Source organism: Lentzea sp. NPDC004789 (assembly GCF_053601075.1).
The window spans coordinates 82,869-101,910 of record NZ_JBSGBE010000030.1; the positions used below are offsets into that span (position 1 = coordinate 82,869).

At 69.4% G+C, this 19,042-nt stretch carries 12 protein-coding genes; 6 read left to right on the top strand and 6 right to left on the bottom strand.

Going from position 1 to position 19,042, the window contains the following annotated elements; genetic code table 11:
• Positions 1 to 36: 36 nt before the first annotated feature.
• A complete protein-coding gene (locus ACWEIJ_RS41965; protein WP_449842871.1) occupies positions 37 to 540 on the top strand; it encodes a CAP domain-containing protein in 504 nt (167 codons plus the stop codon).
• On the opposite strand, the gene ACWEIJ_RS41970 is transcribed toward ACWEIJ_RS41965, so the two are convergent.
• The gene (locus ACWEIJ_RS41970; RefSeq protein WP_449842872.1) at positions 534 to 1,370 is read right to left on the bottom strand and encodes an alpha/beta fold hydrolase; all 837 of its coding nucleotides are present in this window, start codon (positions 1,368 to 1,370) and stop codon (positions 534 to 536) included. The two genes, ACWEIJ_RS41965 and ACWEIJ_RS41970, sit on opposite strands and share 7 nt — an antisense overlap.
• Between ACWEIJ_RS41970 and lysX the strand changes: the two genes are divergently transcribed.
• Positions 1,332 to 4,634, top strand: coding sequence for a bifunctional lysylphosphatidylglycerol synthetase/lysine--tRNA ligase LysX (gene lysX / locus ACWEIJ_RS41975; protein WP_449842873.1), 3,303 nt, complete (start codon positions 1,332 to 1,334; stop codon positions 4,632 to 4,634). The genes ACWEIJ_RS41970 and lysX overlap by 39 nt on opposite strands.
• Before the next feature lie 19 nt (positions 4,635 to 4,653).
• On the opposite strand, the gene ACWEIJ_RS41980 is transcribed toward lysX, so the two are convergent.
• The 3 genes from ACWEIJ_RS41980 to ACWEIJ_RS41990 all read right to left on the bottom strand — a co-directional run bounded on the left by ACWEIJ_RS41980 (position 4,654) and on the right by ACWEIJ_RS41990 (position 8,453).
• Positions 4,654 to 5,301 carry a response regulator gene (locus ACWEIJ_RS41980; protein WP_449842874.1) on the bottom strand — a complete coding sequence of 216 codons (648 nt, stop codon included), beginning with the start codon at positions 5,299 to 5,301 and terminating at the stop codon, positions 4,654 to 4,656.
• A 2-nt stretch (positions 5,302 to 5,303) separates the two neighbouring features.
• Positions 5,304 to 6,494, bottom strand: coding sequence for a sensor histidine kinase (locus ACWEIJ_RS41985; RefSeq protein WP_449842875.1), 1,191 nt, complete (start codon positions 6,492 to 6,494; stop codon positions 5,304 to 5,306).
• 246 nt (positions 6,495 to 6,740) lie between these two features.
• Positions 6,741 to 8,453 carry an NAD+ synthase gene (locus ACWEIJ_RS41990; protein ID WP_449842876.1) on the bottom strand — a complete coding sequence of 571 codons (1,713 nt, stop codon included), beginning with the start codon at positions 8,451 to 8,453 and terminating at the stop codon, positions 6,741 to 6,743.
• A gap of 29 nt (positions 8,454 to 8,482) precedes the next feature.
• Between ACWEIJ_RS41990 and ACWEIJ_RS41995 the strand changes: the two genes are divergently transcribed.
• Together ACWEIJ_RS41995 and ACWEIJ_RS42000 are read left to right on the top strand one after the other, a co-directional pair.
• Positions 8,483 to 10,045: an alpha/beta hydrolase gene (locus tag ACWEIJ_RS41995; protein ID WP_449842877.1), complete on the top strand. Its 1,563-nt coding sequence runs from the start codon at positions 8,483 to 8,485 to the stop codon at positions 10,043 to 10,045.
• A gap of 50 nt (positions 10,046 to 10,095) precedes the next feature.
• On the top strand, positions 10,096 to 11,568 hold the full coding sequence (locus tag ACWEIJ_RS42000; protein ID WP_449842883.1) for an alpha/beta hydrolase: 1,473 nt from the start codon (positions 10,096 to 10,098) through the stop codon (positions 11,566 to 11,568).
• Here ACWEIJ_RS42000 and ACWEIJ_RS42005 read toward each other — a convergent pair.
• Both ACWEIJ_RS42005 and ACWEIJ_RS42010 read right to left on the bottom strand, forming a co-directional pair.
• The gene (locus ACWEIJ_RS42005; RefSeq protein WP_449842878.1) at positions 11,523 to 13,043 is read right to left on the bottom strand and encodes an MFS transporter; all 1,521 of its coding nucleotides are present in this window, start codon (positions 13,041 to 13,043) and stop codon (positions 11,523 to 11,525) included. The two genes, ACWEIJ_RS42000 and ACWEIJ_RS42005, sit on opposite strands and share 46 nt — an antisense overlap.
• A complete protein-coding gene (locus ACWEIJ_RS42010; protein WP_449842879.1) occupies positions 13,043 to 13,678 on the bottom strand; it encodes an LppX_LprAFG lipoprotein in 636 nt (211 codons plus the stop codon). Before ACWEIJ_RS42010 ends, ACWEIJ_RS42005 begins: the two co-directional genes overlap by 1 nt.
• A gap of 41 nt (positions 13,679 to 13,719) precedes the next feature.
• On the opposite strand from ACWEIJ_RS42010, the gene glnA reads away from it, so the two are divergent.
• Both glnA and ACWEIJ_RS42020 read left to right on the top strand, forming a co-directional pair.
• Positions 13,720 to 15,063: a type I glutamate--ammonia ligase gene (glnA, locus tag ACWEIJ_RS42015; RefSeq protein WP_449842880.1), complete on the top strand. Its 1,344-nt coding sequence runs from the start codon at positions 13,720 to 13,722 to the stop codon at positions 15,061 to 15,063.
• A 19-nt stretch (positions 15,064 to 15,082) separates the two neighbouring features.
• Positions 15,083 to 18,613, top strand: a complete 3,531-nt coding sequence (locus tag ACWEIJ_RS42020; RefSeq protein WP_449842881.1) for an FkbM family methyltransferase — start codon at positions 15,083 to 15,085, stop codon at positions 18,611 to 18,613.
• Positions 18,614 to 19,042 lie beyond the last annotated feature (429 nt).

The window sequence follows — 19,042 nt, forward strand, 5'->3', positions numbered from 1 at the left end:
ATAATCTCGGCGGAGAGACCGCAGCCGAGGAGCCAGATGCCACCCAGCCAGGAGCCGAAGGGCCGGTTTCCGGCTGTGTCCGCGGCGTTGGGCGCTCCTCGGCGCACCTCCGGGCAGCAGGACTCCGGTCGCGTCCGCCGGGGTGCGCGGGTGTCGTCCGCCCAGACCTCCGCGGAGGACGCGGTGCTCTGGATCGTCAACGAGGTCCGGAAGAAGGCCGGTCTGTCGCGGCTGGTCTCCGACGAACGGCTGCGCGCCGCGGCCAGGGCCCACAGCAGGGACATGGCACGGCGCCGGTTCTGCGCTCACGTGAACCCCGACGGGGTGACGCCGGAACAGCGGATGAGAGCGGCCGGCTTCCCGAAACCCGGCGGTGAGAACGTGGCATACGGGCAAGAGAAGCCGCACGCGGTGATGACTGCGTGGATGGAGAGCCCCGGACATCGCGCGAACATCCTCAACCCGGAGTTCGCGACGATCGGGGTGGGCGTCGAGTTCGGCACGGGCGGTCCGTTCTGGACCCAGAACTTCGGCTACTGAGGCACTCCCTTGAGCACCTCTCGTACGGCCATCACCACGGCGTCCGGCCGGTCCATCTGAATCATGTGCCTGCTGCCGGGCACCAGCACGTTGCGTCCCCACGGCACGAGGGCGGCCAACGATCGGTGCTCCGGCCACACCCGCCGTCCGGCCGTGAGCACCAACCAGGGCACTTTGGGCAGCTCACGGCGCTTGCGCAGACGTTCCAGCGTCGCCACCTGACCGGGGTACGACGCGAGCTCCCACAGCACCGCCCGCGCCACACCGGGCCGCCGGTAGACCACCTGCACCAGATCGGCGGGCGCCGGGTCGGTCACGCCGAGCGTCGAGGCCGCGGTCAGCAGGTTGCGCAACGAGTGCCCGAACCGCCGTGTGATCCGCGCACCGAGCCACCTGCTGCCGAACGCCCGCAGCCCCTGTGCGATGACGGCGGCCAGGTCGAACGGCGCCCCGGCGCCCGGCGTCTCGGTGTCCGGGTCCAGCAGCACGACCCCGTCGACCCGGTGCGGCCGCAGCCGCGCGTAGGCCTCGACGTGCAGGGACGCCATCGAGTGTCCGATCAGGACCGCCCGCGGGATTCCGCGCATCACCGCGTCCAGCACGGCCACCTCGCGCGCCAGCGACGGTCCGCGCAACGGCGGCCCGCTCATCCCCAGCCCCGGCCGGTCGAACACGATCACCCGGGCGATCGGCGTGAGCAGTTTCACCGTCCGGTCCCAGTCGAACCACGCCCCGCCCAGTCCTGAGCTGAGGATCACGACCGGCAGGTCAACACGCCCGGCGGAGGCGACATGCACCCGACCTGCCGAAGAGGGAATCATGGCGGTCATCGGCAGACCCTGGGAGTTGACGTGGCACCGGCGTGGAAGTGGAAGACCGCGGGCGCGATCGCGACCGTCGTGCAGTTCGCCGGCGTGTTGTCGCTGTTCAGACTGATCCTGCCGGAGGACAGCTGGTTCACCGACGTCGCCGACGGCATCGGGTACTTCTTCGGTCTGCCGATCGACGGCAACCTCTTCATCGCCCTGGTGTTCTTCGTGCTGGGCGCCGCGTTGCGCAGGCACAAGCGAGCAGCGTTCTGGGCGTTGCTGCTGTTCCAGGCGAGCGGCCTGCTGCTGGTCGGGTTCATCATGGTCATCTTGGTGCTCGCACCTGAAGCTGTGCTGGACGAGGGCGAACATCCGCATTGGGTGTTTCTCAGCGCCGGCTTCGCGACGTCGGTGCTGTTCGTGGTGCTGCTGTGGGCCGTGCGCGAGGGGTTCCCCGCCCGGCTGGCCCGCGGTGCGTGGCGGCGGGCGCTCACGTCGTTCGTGCTGGGCATGGTCGCCTTGGTGCTCATCGGCTGGGGGCTGACCGAGGTCTTCCCCGGCAGGCTGGTCGTGCAAACCGACAAGCTGGTGTGGGCGGCGAACCAGGCCACGGGTGAGGTCGTCCGGCTGGGACGGCTGGACATCCCCGAGGGACCGCAGTGGCTGAGCGTGGTCCTCGGCCTCGGCGGCACGCTGGTCGCGATCCGCGCGATGTACGTGTTCTTCCGCGGCGTCCGCACCCAGAACATGATCACGCCGGACCAGGAGCTCGCCCTGCGCCGGCTGCTGGCCTCCGACGGCGAGCCCGACTCGCTGGGCTACTTCGCGACCCGGCGCGACAAGAGCGTGGTGTTCGCCGCCTCCGGACGGGCGGCGCTGACCTACCGGTTGATCGGTGGCGTGACGCTGGCCTCCGCCGACCCCATCGGCGACGAGGAGGCCTGGCCGGAGGCCGTGCTGGCGTGGCTGTCCGAGGCGCGCACCTACGGCTGGATGCCCGGTGTGCTGGGCGCGTCCGAACGCGGTGCGCAGGTCTACACCGACGCCGGGCTCAAGGCGCTGGAGATCGGTGACGAGGCGATCCTGGACGTCCGCGAGTTCAACCTCGCCGGTCCGGAACGGCGCGGGCTGCGCCAGGCGGTGTCGAGGGTGGAACGCGCCGGGTACACCACGCGGGTCCGCCGCCACAGCGAGATCTCCCCGGAGGAGATGGCGTCCATTCTGGACCTCGCACAGGCCTGGCGCGGTGCCGAGACCGAACGCGGCTTCTCGATGGCGTTGGGGCGCCTGGGAGATCCGAGCGACGGCCGGTGCGTGATGGTCGAGGCCTACGACGCCTCCGGTGCGCTGCGAGGGCTGCTGTCGTTCGTGCCGTGGGGGCGCCGTGGCGTGTCGCTCGACCTGATGCGACGTGACAGGTCGGCGGAGAACGGCCTGAACGAGTACATGGTCGCCCAGCTCGCGGCCGCCGCCGGCCACCTCGGCGTGCACCGGATCTCGCTGAACTTCGCGATGTTCCGCGCGGTGTTCGAGGAGGGCGAGAAGATCGGCGCGGGCCCCGTGCTGCGGGCGTGGCGGCGGGTGCTCTCGCTGGCGTCGCGGTTCTTCCAGCTGGAGTCGCTCTACCGGTCGAACGCGAAGTACCTGCCGGACTGGGAACCGCGGTTCCTCTGCTACCAGCGCTCCCGCTCGTTGCCGCAGGTCAGCATCGCGGCCGGGGTCGCGGAAGGGTTCGTGCCGTCACTGCGGTCGTTGCGCAAGCGCGCGCTGCAGAAGACCGACGTGAGCTCCGAGTTCGCCCTGAAGGTCGCCGAGATCGACGCGATCCGCGTCGAACCGAAGCCGGTGCGGCGTCCCGAGCAGGTCCGGGTCCGGATCGCGAAGGTCGAACGACTGGTCGCCACCGGCGTCGACCCGTACCCGGTGGGCTTCGACCGGTCGCATCTGCTCGCGGCGGCACGGGAACGCTTCGGCGAGGACGTCTCGGTCACCGGACGCGTGGTGGCGCTGCGGGAGATGGGCAAGCTCTGCTTCGCGCGGCTGCGCGACTTCAGCGGCGAGATCCAGCTGATGCTGACGGTCGACTCGCTCGGTCCCGCGCTGGCGTCCTGGAAGTCCGATGTGGACCTCGGCGACCACGTCGGCGTGACCGGTCGCGTGATCAAGTCCGACCACGGCGAGATCTCCGTGCTGGCGACGTCGTGGACGATGACCGCGAAGTGCCTGCACCCGTTGCCGGACAAGCGGAAGGGCTTCACCGATCCGGAGGCCCGCGTCCGCCAGCGCTACCTCGACCTGGTGGTGAACTCCGACTCGGCGCACCTGCTGAAGCTGCGCAGCGACGTCATCCGCAGCGTGCGCGAGTTCCTGCACTCCCACGAGTACCTCGAAGTCGAGACGCCGATGCTGCAGGCCGTGCACGGCGGCGCGAACGCCAGGCCGTTCGTCACCCACATCAACGCCTACGACATGCGGATGTACCTGCGGATCGCGCCGGAGCTGTACCTGAAGCGCCTGTGCGTCGCGGGCGTGGACCGGGTGTTCGAGCTGAACCGCAACTTCCGCAACGAGGGCGCGGACGCCACGCACAACCCCGAGTTCACGATGCTGGAGGCCTACCAGTCCTATGCGGACTACCGGGTCATGCTCGACCTGGCGCGCGAGCTGATCCAGCACGCCGCGCGCACGGCGTTCGGCACCGAGGTGGCGGCACGACCGGACGGCATGTTCGACCTGTCCGGACAATGGCCGGTGATCCCGGTCTACACGGCGGTCTCCTCGGCCTTGGACGCTCTGGTCACCCCCGACACCTCGGTCTCGGAGCTGCGTTCCCTGCTCGCCACCCGCGATGTCGAGGTGAACGACGACTGGGACCACGGCCAGCTCGTGCAGGAGGCGTACGACTCGTTCGTCGAACCGTCGACCGTCGGCCCGACCTTCTACATCGACTTCCCGACCTCGGTGTCGCCGCTGACCCGCCAGCACCGCGTCGACCCGCGCCTGGCCGAGCGGTGGGACCTCGTGGCGTTCGGCGCGGAGATCGGCACCGCCTACTCGGAGCTGACCGACCCGCTGGAGCAGCGCCGGCGGCTGGAGGCGCAGTCGTTGAAGGCCGCGTCCGGTGACGTCGAGGCGATGGAGCTGGACGAGGACTTCCTGCGGGCGCTGGAGCACGGCATGCCGCCGACGGGCGGGCTCGGGATGGGGGTCGACCGGTTGCTGATGATGCTGACCGGTACGTCGATCCGGCAGACCGTGCTGTTCCCGTTCGTGCGGCCGCAGTGATCCGGCTCAGTGATCCGGCTCAGTGATCCAGGTACGCCAGGACGGCTTGGACGCGCCGGTCGCCCGAGCCGTCCTCGCTGTTGAGCCCGAGCTTCAGGAACACGTTCCCGATGTGCTTGTGCACGGCCCCGGCGCTGATGACCAGCCGTTCGCCGATGGCGGTGTTGGACAGCCCTTCCGCCATCAGCCCGAGCACCTCGCGCTCACGGGGTGACAGCACGCTGAGCGCGTCATCGGCCTTGCGCCGCACCAGCAACTGGGACACGACCTCGGGATCGAGCGCCGTACCGCCCGCCGCCACCCGGTGCAGCGAGTCGAGGAAGTCCGCGACCTTGCCGACACGTTCCTTCAGCAGGTAGCCGACGCCGCCATGAGTGCCCGCCAGCAGTTCGTGCGCGTAGCTCTGCTCGACCCACGCCGACAGCACCAGCACGGCGAGCTTCGGGTGCCGCCGTCGCGCTTCCACGGCCGCTTTGAGTCCCTCGTCCGTGAACGTAGGTGGCATCCGTACGTCGACAACGGCGATGTCCGGCTCGTGCGCGGCTACGGCGGAGAGGAAGTCGTCCGGGTTGTCCGTGGCGGCGGCCACGTCGAGGCCTTCGTTGCGCAACAACAACGTCAGCCCCTCGCGGAGGAGGGCGTCGTCCTCGGCGATCACGATGCGCATGGTCACTTCTCCACTGGTAGCACGACGGTGAGCACGGTAGGGCCGCCTTCGGGACTGCTCACGTCCGCGGTGCCGTCCAGCGCCGCCACCCTGCCGCGAATGCCGTCCAAGCCCGTGCCCCGCTTCTCGTCCGCGCCGCCCTTGCCGTCGTCGTGCACCACGACGGTGAGCTGCTGCCCGTTGACCCCCAGACTGACCCACGCGTGCCGCGCACCGCTGTGCTTCGCCACGTTCGTGAGCGCTTCGGCCACCGCGAAGTACGCCGCCGCCTCCACCGCCGCGGGCAGCCGTCCGACGTGCTCGGCGTGCAGCACGCACGGCACCGGGCACCGCGCCGCCAGGGCCTGGATCGCCCCGTCCAGCCCCAGGTCCTCCAGCACCGGCGGGTGAATGCTCCGCACGACGTTGCGCAGCTCTTCCAGCGCGTCACCCGCCGCGTCCTGCGCCCTGAGCAACGCCTGCAGCGCGCTGTCGGGGTTCTGCCGCAGCGTCCGTTCCGCGATGCCGAGCATCATCACCACCCCGACCAGCTTGTTCTGCGTGCCGTCGTGCAGGTTCCGCTCGATGCGCCGCAGCTCGGCCCCGTGCGCGTGCAGCGCGGCGGCCCTGGTCGCCACGACCTCGGCGAGCCTCTTCTCCAGCGACGCCCGCGGTGGCGCCAGCAACGCCCGCGCCCAGCGCGCGTCCAGATCGGCCAGCCGCGGCAGCTGGGTCAGGAGCAGCGCGAGCACGAGCCCGATCGGCACGCTCAGCAAGGCCTTGGCCCACGAGTCGACGTGAACGCCGAACGAGTTGTCGACCCCACCGGGGACCACCCACCACAGCAGCGGCACGAACGGCTGCTGCACCAGCGACCCCACCACCCCGACGGCGACCGCCCCGAACAGCGTGCCGAACAGGGCGTGCAGCACCAGCCACGTCCCGTCGCGCCGGCTGTCCGGGTCGGCCAGCACCCGCTGCGCCCGGTGCAGCCACGGCCCGTCGAGCGGCGCGGGCGACGGAAACGAGACACCGGTGAACCGCGCGAGCCGCTGCCGGTCGACGTCCACGATCCGGCGGATCAGCGGCGCCGTGATGGGCAACAACGGCAGGATGACCACCGACAGCAGCAGCACACCCAACGCAAGCCACGACGCGATGGCCGTCAGCAGCCCGGTCGCCAGATACACCAGCGCCGCCCAGATCCGTCTCATGCCGCCAACCTAGCCAGCCAACCCAGCCACCCGCGGTAGAGCAGACTCCACTTCAAAACGCACGCGGGGCCCTTCCGTACTCCCCGAGCACACGCGGGGCCCTTTCGTACTCTCCGAGCGCACGCGGGGAGCTTTCGTACTCTCCTGGAGTACGCGGGAGCTTTGGGCTCTCCCAAGTGCACGCGGGGAGCTTTCGTACTCTCCTGTAGTACGGGAGGGCCCCGCGTGCCGTCCGGAAGTGCGGCTTCAGCCCTCGCGCCACCCGTTCGTGATCGGCAGGCGCCGGTCGCGGCCGAACGCCTTGTTGGAGATCTTCGTGCCCGGCGGGTACTGCCGGCGCTTGTACTCGGCCTTGTCCACCATCCGCAGCACCCGGTCCACCAGCTCGGGCGCGAACCCGGCCGCGAGCAGGTCGTCGTACCCGCGGTCGCCGTCGACGTACTGGGTGAGCAGCGAGTCCAGCAGCTCGTAGTCGGGCAGCGAGTCGGTGTCGACCTGGCCGGGCCGCAGCTCGGCCGACGGCGGCTTGGTGATCGAGTTCTCCGGGATCGGCGGCACCTCGCCGCGCTTCTCCGCCTCGTCGTTGCGCCAGCGCGCCAGGCCCCAGACCAGCGTCTTGAACACGTCCTTGATCGGGGCGTAGCCGCCGACCGCGTCACCGTAGATCGTCGAGTAGCCGACGGCGAGCTCGGACTTGTTGCCGGTCGCGAGCACCAGGTGGCCGTGCTGGTTGGACAACGCCATCAGCAGCATGCCGCGGCACCGCGCCTGGATGTTCTCCTCGGCCAGACCGGTCAACGACAGCTGCCCCACGTACGTCGACACCATCTCGCCGATCGGCTCGGTGGTGAAGTGCAGGCCGGTGCGCGCCGCCATGTCGGAGGCGTCCGAACGGGAGTGTTCCGACGAGTAGGAGGACGGCATCGACACGCCGTAGACCGAGTCGGCACCGAGAGCGTCCACGGCCAGAGCAGCCACAACGGCGGAGTCGATGCCACCGGACAGACCGAGCACAACGGACCGGAACCCGTTCTTGTGCACGTAGTCGCGCAGACCGGTGACCAGCGCGTGCCACACCTCTGCCTCGTCGGACAGCGGCTCGAACACCCGCGGCGCGGGCAACGGCTCGTAGGCGGGCACGGCGTCGGACAGGAACACCCGGCGCACGTAGAAGTCGCCGATCTGGCCCTGCTCGTACGAGCCACCACCCGGCAGGTCGAAGTCGACGAGCATCAGGTGCTCGACGAACTGCGGCGCGCGCCCGATCAGCTGACCGTCGGCGGACACGACCAGCGAGTCGCCGTCGAACACCAGCTCGTCCTGCCCCCCGACCAGGTTGCAGTAGGCGAGCGGCGCGCCGGCCTCGGCGGCCCGGCGCACCACCAGCGGCAGCCGCAGGTCGTCCTTGTTGCGCTCGTACGGCGACGCGTTCGGCGAGACCACCAGGTCCACGCCGGCGTCACCGAGCGCGGTGATCGGGCCGCCGTCCTGCCACAGGTCCTCGCAGATCACCATGCCGACCTCGACACCGTTGATCCGCACGATGTCCAGGGACGATCCCGGCTTGAAGTACCGCCGCTCGTCGAACACGCCGTAGTTGGGCAGGTGGTGCTTGCTCTGCCGCGCCACGACACGCCCGCCGGACAGCACGGCCACGGCGTTTCGCGGCCCCACCGAGTCATGCTCCAGGTACCCGACGACCGCGGCGACGTCGCCCAGGCCGGACGAGTCCAGCGTGGCCGCCAGCGCCTCCAGCGCCTCGGCGGAGGCGCGGGCGAACGACGTGCGGATCGCCAGGTCCTCGACCGGGTAGCCGGTCAGCACCATCTCGGGGAACACCACGAGGTGCGCGCCGCCTTCACGGGCCTTGCGCGTCCACTCCACGACCAACGACGCATTGCCGGAAAGGTCGCCAACAGTGGCGTTGACCTGGGCGAGCGCGATGCGAAGCTGCGGCATGCCCTCATCATCTCCCATACCATCGGGCTGTGGTCCGTCTCTTGAGCGTGTTGCTCGTCATTCCCCTTCTCGCCTCGTGCACGTCGATCCTCGACGGGACGGCCAAGCCCGGCGTGTCCTTCGAGAAACCAGGTCCGGCCGGGACAGTCCCCGCGGGTCTGGAGAAGTTCTACGGCCAGCAGCTCGCGTGGCAGGACTGCGCGCCGTTCGCCACGACGGGGTCGAGCAGGCAGGCCTACGGCAGCAAGCGCGACGTCGAGTGCACCCGGCTGCAGGTTCCGCTCGACTACTCCAAACCGGACGGCGACACGATCACCATCGGGGTCCTGCGCTACCGCGCCACCGGCCAGAAGATCGGATCGTTGCTGATCAACCCCGGTGGGCCCGGCGGTTCCGGGATGGCGTCGGCCGCGGGCATGGTGGCGGACTACCGCAAGACCGAGCTCGGCAAGCGGTTCGACCTGATCGGGTTCGACCCGCGGGGCATCGGCGCGAGCGAGCCGGAGGTGAAGTGTCTCACCGGACCGGAGCGCGATGCCGAGCGTTTGGACCTCGACGTTGATACGAGTGCGGAGGGAATCGCCCAAACGGAGCAGGAGAACAAGGCGTATGCCGAGAAGTGTGCCGCCGGGACAAAATTCGGGGCGGCGATGCTCGCCAACATGGGCACGCGGGACGTAGTTAAGGACATGGATGTCCTTCGCTCTGCGCTCGGCGACGCGAAGCTGAGCTATGTCGGTTACTCGTACGGGACCCGCATAGGCACGGAGTACGCCGAGACCTTCCCCCAGAACGTGCGCGCGCTCATCCTCGACGGGGCCGTCGACCCGACCCAGGACCAGCTCGCGTCGCTGGTCGCCCAGGCAGCGGGTTTCCAGAAGGCGTTCGACGAGTTCGTGAAGTGGTGCCGGGAGAAGCGGGACTGCCCACTGGAGGACGACGCCAACGCGAGCTTCCGCCGGCTGACCACCCCGTTGATCCAGAAGCCGGTCGACGTGGGCAACCGCAAGCTGTCCTACAACGACGCCATCACCGCCGCGATCCAGGCGATGTACTCGGAGCAGCTCTGGCCACTGCTGCTGGACGGTCTCAACGAGCTGAAGAAGGGCCGCGGCAGCACACTGCTGCGCCTCGCCGACGCGTACTTCGACCGTGACGACCAGGGCAACTACTCGACCATCACGGACGCGTTCAACGCCGTGCACTGCGTCGACGACCCACGGCTGACGGACAAGAACGCGCTGTTGGAGACCGCGAAGAAGTACAAGGAGGCGGCGCCGTTCCTCGACGACGGCAACCCGCCCGGCGCCCCGCTCGACGCGTGCGCGTTCTGGCCGGCTCCCGTGACCGGCCGCACCGACCCGCCCAAGGCCGACGGCATCCCGCCGCTGCTGGTCATCTCCACGACCGGTGACCCCGCCACCCCGTACGAGGCGGGGGTGAACCTGGCCAAGGCGCTCAACTCGCGGCTGCTCACGTTCGAGGGCGTCCAGCACACGGTCTTCCTGCAGGGCGAGAAGTGCGTGGACGACATCGGCGTGAAGTACCTGATCGACCAGACGCTGCCCGCCGACGGAACCCGGTGCGCCTAATGACGAAGAGGCGATCCCGAGTCACCGCAGCCTTGTTCGCCTTGATCGTCGTGCTCGGCACGTCCACGTCCTACGCGCGCATCGACGGTTCACCCGTCGCCGCGCGCAAGGGCTTAGCGCGCTTCTACGAGCAGGTGCTGTCGTGGGGTGCCTGCCAGCCCTACGCGACCGACGCGAAGAGCAAGGGCCTGTTCGAGCGCGAAGGCATCCAATGTGCTCGGTTGCAGGTCCCGATGGACTACGGGAACCCGGACGCCGGGACGATCAGCGTCGCCCTGTTGCGCAGGCCCGCCGCCGACCAGGGCCGACGGGTCGGTTCCCTGGTGGTGAACCCCGGCGGTCCCGGTGGTTCGGGCATGGCGCACGTCGCGAACATGCAGCCGAACAACCCGGTCAGCAAGAGGTTCGACGTGGTGGGCTTCGACCCGCGCGGTGTGGGTGCGAGCACGCCTCGCGTGCAGTGCCTCACCGACGCCGAACGCGACGCGCAACGCCTGCGCCCCAAGGGGGATACCGCGGACGCCGTCGAGACGGAGAACCGGTACTTCGTCGAGAAGTGCGCCGAGCGCAGCGGCATCGACCTGCTCCGCAACGTCGGCACCCGTGACGTCGTGAGAGACGTCGACGTGCTGCGCGGTGCGTTGGGCGAGAAGAAGCTGACGTACCTCGGTTACTCCTACGGCACGCGCATCGGCACGTTGTACGCCGAGATGTACCCGCGCAACGTGCGCGCGATGGTGCTCGACGGCGCGGTGGCCGTCGACGGCGACAAGGTGGCCGCGTCGGCACGGCAGGCGCAGGGCTTCGAGGAGGCGTTCCAGCGGTTCGCGGGCTGGTGCGCGCAACGCGACTGTCCCATCGGGAAGGACACGGCGGTCGCGGAGTCGAAGTTCCGGCAGATGATCGAGCCGCTGAAGAAGGCCCCGCTGCCGGTCGGCGAACGCAAGCTGTCCCACTCGGACGCGAACACCGCCATCATCCAGGCGATGTACACGGACCGTTTGTGGGAAACGGCGCTGAAGGGTCTGCAGGAGCTCAGACAGAACAAGGGAGTCACCCTGCTGCAGCTCGCCGACCAGTATCTCGGCCGCGCCCAGGACGGCTCCTACTCGCGCATCCAGGACGCGTTCGTGGCGATCCGCTGCGTCGACGAGCCGCCGGTCAAGGACCGCGCCGAGCTGGAGTCCAACCGTCGGAGGCTGTTGGAGATCCTCGGCAACGACACCGTCCCCACCGACGAAACGGCGCTCGGACCGTGCGCGTTCTGGCCGGCCCCGCACACCTCTGAACCGCATCCGCCGAAGGTGCAGGGCCTGCCGCAGGTGCTGGTGATCTCGACGACCGGCGACCCGGCGACGCCGTACCAGTCCGGTGTGGACCTCTCCCGGGCACTCGGGGCGAGGCTGCTGACGTACAACGGAAACCAGCACACGGCGTTCCTCGCGGGCATCGCCTGCGTGGACGGCGTCGGCACGAACTACCTGGCGGACCTGAGACTGCCGGAGACCGACGCGACCTGCTGACGAGAAGCACGAGCCGGGAGGAGGACCGAACCCAGCGCTCCGAGCGCGCAGATCACCGCCGTGATCAGGAAGATCTCGTGGTACTCGGTGAGCAGCGCCTCGGCGAGCCTGCGCTGGTACTCGGCCAGCTGCTGCTGGTAGACGGCCTTCTCGACCCCGAACGGCAGCGGGGTGTTCAGGCCTGCCGTGAGCTCCTGGAACCGGTGCAGTCCCCACGCGGACAACGCCGCCACACCCACGAGCATGCCCGTCATGCGAGCGACGACGACGAACGCCGACGCCACGCCGTGACGGACTGACGGAACGACACGCAGCACAGCGCCGGACAACGGCGCGATGACCAGGCCCAGCCCGAAACCGGCGACGGCCAGGTCACGCGTCAACGCGAACCCGCTGACATCGGCGGGCCATTGGGCGATGAAGACGTACGACACCGCGGCGATGGCGAGCCCGCCGAAGGACACCCACCGGTCGCCGAGCCGTGACGCCAGCCATCCACCCAGGACAGCGCCGACGGGCAGCGCGACCAGGAACCGCGTCAGCAACGTCGCCGCGGCGGCCGAGTCGCGGCGCAGCACGGTCTGCGCGAACAGCTCCACGTCGACCAGCGTGACCATCAACGCCGCACCGGCCGCGAGCGACACCCCGAGAACCGCCCAGAAGGGCCGCCACTGCACGCCCTCGGGATCGATGAGCCGCACCGCAGAACGGCGTTCCCAGACGAAGAACGCCGCGAGAACCACGAACGCGGCGATGAGCACCGGCCAGCCCCACGACGGCAGCACCGACTCCGCGGGCTTCGGGTTGTAGAGCCCGACCACCAGCAGCGACAACGCGAGAGCGAGCAACGCCCCACCGACGACGTCGATGCGGACTTCACGCCGTGTGTTCGGCACGGTCCGTTGCACGATCACCATCGCGATGACCGCCAACGGGACGTTCACCCAGAACACCCACCGCCAGCTCTGCGGTTCCCACGCCTCGAACAACGGCATCGCGTTGAACAGCGACGCGACGCCGATGCCGTACAGCGTGCCGAGGACAGACCCCAGCTCCTGTGCCGCACCCACGGTCCCGAGGGCGGTCGACCGCCGATGCTCTTCCCACAGGTCCGCGACCAGAGCCATGGTGACCGGCAGCAACGCGCCACCGGCCAGGCCCTGCACCACCCGCCCGGTGACCAGCATCGGCTGATCGGGGGCCAATGCCGTGATCACCGAGCCGACCAGGAACCCGAGCAGCGACACCTGCAGCACGAACCGGCGTCCCAGCCGGTCCGACAGCTGGCCGAGCAACGGCATGCCCGCGACGTAGCCGAGCAGGTAGCCGGTGACGATCGGGGTCGCGTCCTCCAGCCGGTTCAGCGGGATTTCGAGGTCGCGCACCATGTCGGTGAGGACACCGACGACGACGTAGGCGTCGAGCGCCCCCAGCAGGACGGCCGCGCCGGACGCGGCGAGCGCGACTCGTCGCATTACGCGGGAGCCGTGACCGTGACGGGCTTGTCGAAGTCGGCCAGTCCGATGTCGACCTTCTGGCCACCGGGCAGCTCGAACAACGCGCTCTTGAGCTTGTTGTCCTTGTCGATGGAGAACGTCGACTTCACGTCGGCGGAGATGCCGGGCACCAGACCTGCCGCGACCTCCTTCGGCACGGTCGCCTCGACCACCGACACGTCACCGGACGACTTGGTCTTCGCGTCCTTCGCGCTGGCCAGCACCTTCGCCACGCCCTTGTCCGGGTTCAGGATCGCGGACGGGTCGTACACCTGGCCCGCGAACGCCGCCGGCAGCTTGGTGAACCCGCCGGTCGGGCCCTTGAAGTGCAGGTTTCCGCCGGTCAGCACGTACTCGACGGACAGCAACTGCCCGCCGAAAGTGACCTTCGCCGTGCCCTTCGACTCACCCGCGGCCGTGAGATCACCGACCGCCTCCTTCACCGGGACGTCCGGCAGCTCGCCATCCACCTTGATGGTGAAGTGGACGGTCTTGACCGAGCGCATCGACTCGGCCGACTTGGAGAGCAATGTCGCACCATCGGGGAGATCTCCACCGGACGTGCAGCTCGTGAGCAGGGCGAGTGCGCAAACCAACAACCAACGGGCGGACATGCGTTGATCGTAGAGAGTCCCCAGCCCTTAAGCTGCGCCCTATGGACCGCCAGCAGGAGTTCGTGCTCCGCACGCTCGAGGAACGCGACATCCGGTTCGTCCGGCTCTGGTTCACCGACGTCCTGGGCTTCTTGAAGTCCGTGGCGGTCGCCCCGGCCGAGCTCGAGGGCGCCTTCAGCGAGGGCATCGGGTTCGACGGCTCGGCGATCGAGGGCTTCGCCCGCGTCTACGAGTCGGACATGGTCGCGAAGCCGGACCCGGCCACCTTCCAGGTGCTGCCGTGGCAGACGCCGGAGGGCAGCAACTACTCCGCGCGCATGTTCTGCGACATCACCATGCCGGACGGCTCCCCGTCGTGGGCCGACCCGCGGCACGTGCTGCGCCGGACCCTGTCGAAGGCGAGCGAGGCCGGGTTCACCTGCTACGTGCACCCGGAGATCGAGTTCTTCCTGCTCAAGGGCCTGCCCGGCGACGGCAGCGAGCCCGAGCCCGCGGACAACGGCGGGTTCTTCGACCAGACCTCGCACGAGACCGCCACGCACTTCCGCCGCCACGCCATCGAGGCGCTGGAGGCCATGGGCATCTCCGTCGAGTTCAGCCACCACGAGGGAGCGCCCGGCCAGCAGGAGATCGACCTGCGCTACGCCGACGCGCTGACCATGGCGGACAACGTCATGACGTTCCGCTACCTGGTGAAGGAGGTCGCGATCACGCAGGGCGTGCGCGCCTCGTTCATGCCCAAGCCGTTCTCCGACCAGCCGGGGTCGGGCATGCACACGCACTTCTCGTTGTTCGAGGGCGACCGCAACGCCTTCCACGACGAGGAGGACCCGTACCAGCTGAGCGAGATCGGCAAGATGTTCGTCGCCGGTGTGCTCAAGCACGCCCGTGAGATCTCCGGTGTGACCAACCAGTGGGTGAATTCCTACAAGCGGTTGATCGTCGGCGGTGAGGCTCCCACGGCCGTGTGCTGGGGTCACGCCAACCGCTCGGCGTTGGTCCGTGTGCCGATGTACTCGCCCGGCAAGTCGTCGTCACGCCGCGTCGAGATCCGTTCGCTGGACTCCGCGTGCAACCCGTACCTGGCCTACTCGGTGATCCTGGCCGCTGGCCTGAAGGGCATCGAGAAGGGCTACGAGCTGCCGCCGCCCGCCGAGGACGACGTGTGGTCGCTGACGGACCGGGAGCGGCGCGCGGCCGGCTACGCGAACCTGCCGCAGAACCTCGGCGAGGCCCTCACCGAGATGGAGAACTCGGAGCTGCTCCCCGAAGCGCTGGGCGAGCACGTCTACGACTTCTTCCTGCGCAACAAGCGGACGGAGTGGGACGCCTACCGGCGTAGCGTCACCCCGTACGAGTTGCGCACTCTTCTTCCCGTGCTGTGAGGCCGATACGTTGCTCTCCGTGACAGAGGTACCCGAGTTCCAGCCGGCGATCTGCGCGTGCACGGTCGCCACGGCTGCGGAACTGCCCGCGGTCAAGGTCCTGTCGAGCTCGTTCCTCGCGGAGCACCCCGAGGGCCGGTTCGTGGCGCTGATCGTCGACGCGCAACCGGAGCACGCCGGCCCGGGGTTGATCACACCGCTGGAGATCGGCGTGTCCGAGGTCGAGCTGCACGTGCTCGCGACCTCGCTGGACGCCGCCGAGCTGAAGGCCGCGATCCTGCCGCGGTTGCTGGAGGCGCTGCTGTCGCAGGGCATGCCCGTGCTGTACCTGGACCCGTGGGTGCAGGTGTTCGGGTCGCTCACGAAGCTCGTGCTGGAGGCGTTGCGCAACGCCCCGGTGGTGATGCTGCCGCGGACGTTGCGGCCGCTGCCGTCCGACGGGCTGCAGCCGGGACCGGCCGAGCTGCACGAGCTGGGCGCGTTCGACCCCGGCTTCATCGCCGTCGGTGAAGGCGCGGAGCCCTACCTGACCTCGCTGGACATGCCCGCGATCGTGCCGCACCACGTGGTGCGCGACGCGCGGGTCGGGTTGTCCGTGTGGAACGTCGCGGACCGGCCGTTGCACCGCACCGAGTCCGGGACGCTCGCGGTCGTCGGCCAGGACCTGCTGACCGTGCACTTCCGCGGGTTCGACCCGAAGCGGCCGTGGCTGCTGTCCGCCGACTTCGCGGAACGGCCGCGCGTGCTGCTCTCCGAGCACCCCGAGGTCGCCGAGCTGTGCACCGCCTACCGCGCTGAGCTGGTGCGCAACGGCTGGACCGTGGCGCCGGTGCCGTACCGATTCGGTTCTCTGATCGACGGGACGGTGATCCCGTCCGAGCTGCGCGCTGACTACCGGGCTGCCTCGCCGACGCCGTTGCCGGCGTTCGGGGAAGACGGTGGTGGCGGGTTCCTCATCTGGGCGTGCGAGCCGACGGAGAACGGTGGCACCCGGTGGGCCGACGCGGTGTGGCGGGCCGACCCGGCGTTGCAGCAGCAGTTCCCGGCGCCGTTCGGCGCGGATGCCGATGCCTGGCGCGAGTGGTGCGCCGGGGTGGGGGTCGCGTCCGGGCGGCTGCCGGTGCCGGCCGTGCCGCAGCCCCGGTCGGAGGGTCCGGCGCTGCTGGACCAGCTCGGCGTGTCGGTCGTCGGTTCGGGGCCGTTGGCGGAACTGGTGCTCGCGGCAGCGCGCGCGTCCGGGCTGCCCGTGTCGACCTCGGCCGGTTACCCCGTGGTCGTGCGCACGTCTGCTGACGACGAGGTGCCCGACGGGCGGTTCGTCGTCGAGGTCGCGTTGGACGCCACTGCCGCGGACGACCGCACGGGCGTGAACGAGCTTTGGCTGTCATCTGACCTGTCGCGTGCCGCGGCCGAACGCATCGGCGGGCCGATCGTGCGCGTGGTGCCGGTGCCCGTGCACGACGTTGGCGCGCGTGAGCACTCATCTGGCGATGTGGTGGTGTTCGCGGCGATCGCGGACCACTCTCTCGACCGTCCCGGCAACGTGCTGGGTGCGGTGTCGGCATTCCTGAGCGCCTTCCCCGACCGTTCCGACGTCGAGCTGCGGATCGCCGTGTCCGGAGCGTTCGAGCACCCGGAGGCGGCCGAGCGGCTGCGCCTGGCCACCGCCGCCGACCAGCGGATCTCGCTGGTCGAGGACGAGGACGTGTGCCTGACCGCCGACGCCGTGGTGTCGTTGCACCGCGGTGGGGCGGACGATCGGATCGCGTTGCGCCTGGCCACGCTGGCCGTGCGGGGGATCCCGATCGTGGCGTCCGACCACGGCGCCGTTGCCGAGCTGTTCGGCAAGACGGCGGTCCTCGTGCCGTGTCACCAGGGTGCCGAGCCCGACGTGCAGGCCGCGTCGCGGTTGCTGCGCTCGCTCGCCGACGACCTGGCGACCGCCGAGGCGCTCGGTGCCGCCGCCCGTGAGCACGTGCTGGCCGTGCGGTCGGTCCCGCGGGTTGCGGAGCTGCTGCGCGAACGCGTCGAGCACGCGTACCGGGGATGGCGGGCGCGCCGGCCGAAGCCGAAGCCCGAGGTCGACCCGATGCTCGCGCTGCAGTCGGCCAAGCACGCGTTACTACGGCAGCCCAACGTGGACACGGCTCATCGGACGCCGATGGCGCCCGCGTTGCGCAAGGTCGTGTTGCGCGCGTTGGACCACTACGACAACCACATGCGCCAGGTGCTGCACACCCTGATCGACGGGGTCGAGCGCACTGTGTCCGAGCTGGTCGACCGGCAGGACGCGCTGAAGGCCGGGGTCGGCGCGGGCGAGCTGGAGCTGCTGCGGGCCGAGATCGAGCAGGTCGCGGAACGGCAGTCGCACTTCGGCGACCAGCTGGTCGGTGTCGACGACGGCGTGGTGCGCGTGCGCGCGGACATGGCCGGTCAGGGCCGTCGGCTGCGGGACATCGAGGACGCGGTCGTGGCCGAGGCGGCCAAGCGCGCCAAGTCGAACGACGTCCTGGCCGAGCGGATCGACAAGCTGACCGTCGCGCTGGACCGCACGCTGGACCGCATCGACACCCTGGAGTCGAAGGTCGTCGAGGTGTTCCGCGAGCGCGACACGCGCCTGGACTCGGCGATCAGGGCTGCTCATCACGCGCAGCAGACCGCCGACGCGTTGCGCCGCGTTGTGGTTCGTCAGCACGAAGCCGCCGACGACGCGCCCGCGGTGCGTTCGTCGTTGGTGTTGTGCGACGCGGGCATGATGCGGCTGCCCGCCGACGACGCGTTCATGCTTCCGCTGCTGTCGTCCAACGGCGTGTGGGAGCCGGACCTCGCGGAGCTGCTCGACTCTCTCGTGGAGCCCGACGGGATCTTCCTCGATGTCGGTGCGTACGTCGGGTATCACTCGATCAGGGTGTTGTCGCGGCTCGGCCTGATGGGTGCCGTGGTCGCCGTCGAGCCCGACGCCTCCGCAGCCGCGCTGTTGCGGCACAACGTCTCGGCGAACCTGCCGGCCGCGGTGGCCGCACGGCTGACCGTGATCGAGGGTGCGGCCTGGGAAAGTGCCGGTGAGCTGGCTGTTTCGCCGACGCTGACCGGTGGTGTGTCCGTGTCGCCGCTGCCCGCCGATGCGGGGGAGGACGTCGCGCGGGTGAAGTCGGTGCGCCTGGACAAGGAGCTCGAAGCCATCGCGTTGGCGCAGGGCATGAAGCTTTCGGTCGTGCGGGTGGACACGCCCGGACGTGGGCATCGCGCTCTCGCGGGTCTCGTCCGGCTGTTGCGTCGCGACCGGCCGCACGTGTTCCTGGAGTTCTCGGCGACCGCGACAGCGGACTTCGGTGACGATCCGGTGACGGTCCTGAAGGAGTTCGGCGTCTGGGGCTACGACCTGGTGCCGCTCGCCACCCGTCAGGCGGCCGCGCCGGACCAGATCGTGAAGGCGATGGAGGGTCTGCGTTCCATCACCCTGTGGCTGCGGCCGCGTCCGGTTGGCGCCAAGCCGGCTGCTCCGACTCCGTCCGTGCCGATCAAGCAGCCCGCTGACCAGGCGATTTGACTTTGATCCTCCCCGTGAGTAACTTTCTCCAAGTCGCAAGCGAGACCCCGGAACGAGCGGTTGACACCGCGGATCGGGCCGGGTAAAGTCTCACGGCGTCAAACCCCCAGAAGTAAATGAACGGCCTACCGTGCTGTCCGGGATCTGAAAACGACCCCGATTTGACACCGGAAAAGCCACTCAGATAACTTCTGAACCAAGCGAAAAACTGAATGCGAAGCGAGTTTGCGCTGAGCCGAAGAAGCCGGAACGGCCGATTTGACAAGCGAAAAACGAACGAGCTAAGCTTTCAACACAAGCCCCGAGAGAAACTCTCCGGAAACGGAGAATGGAACCGGTGAGCGCGTGTTCTTTGAGAACTCAACAGCGTGCCGAAACACAGCCAGTAATATGAATACTCCTCGTCAGGAGTATTCCTTTGAGTAGCAA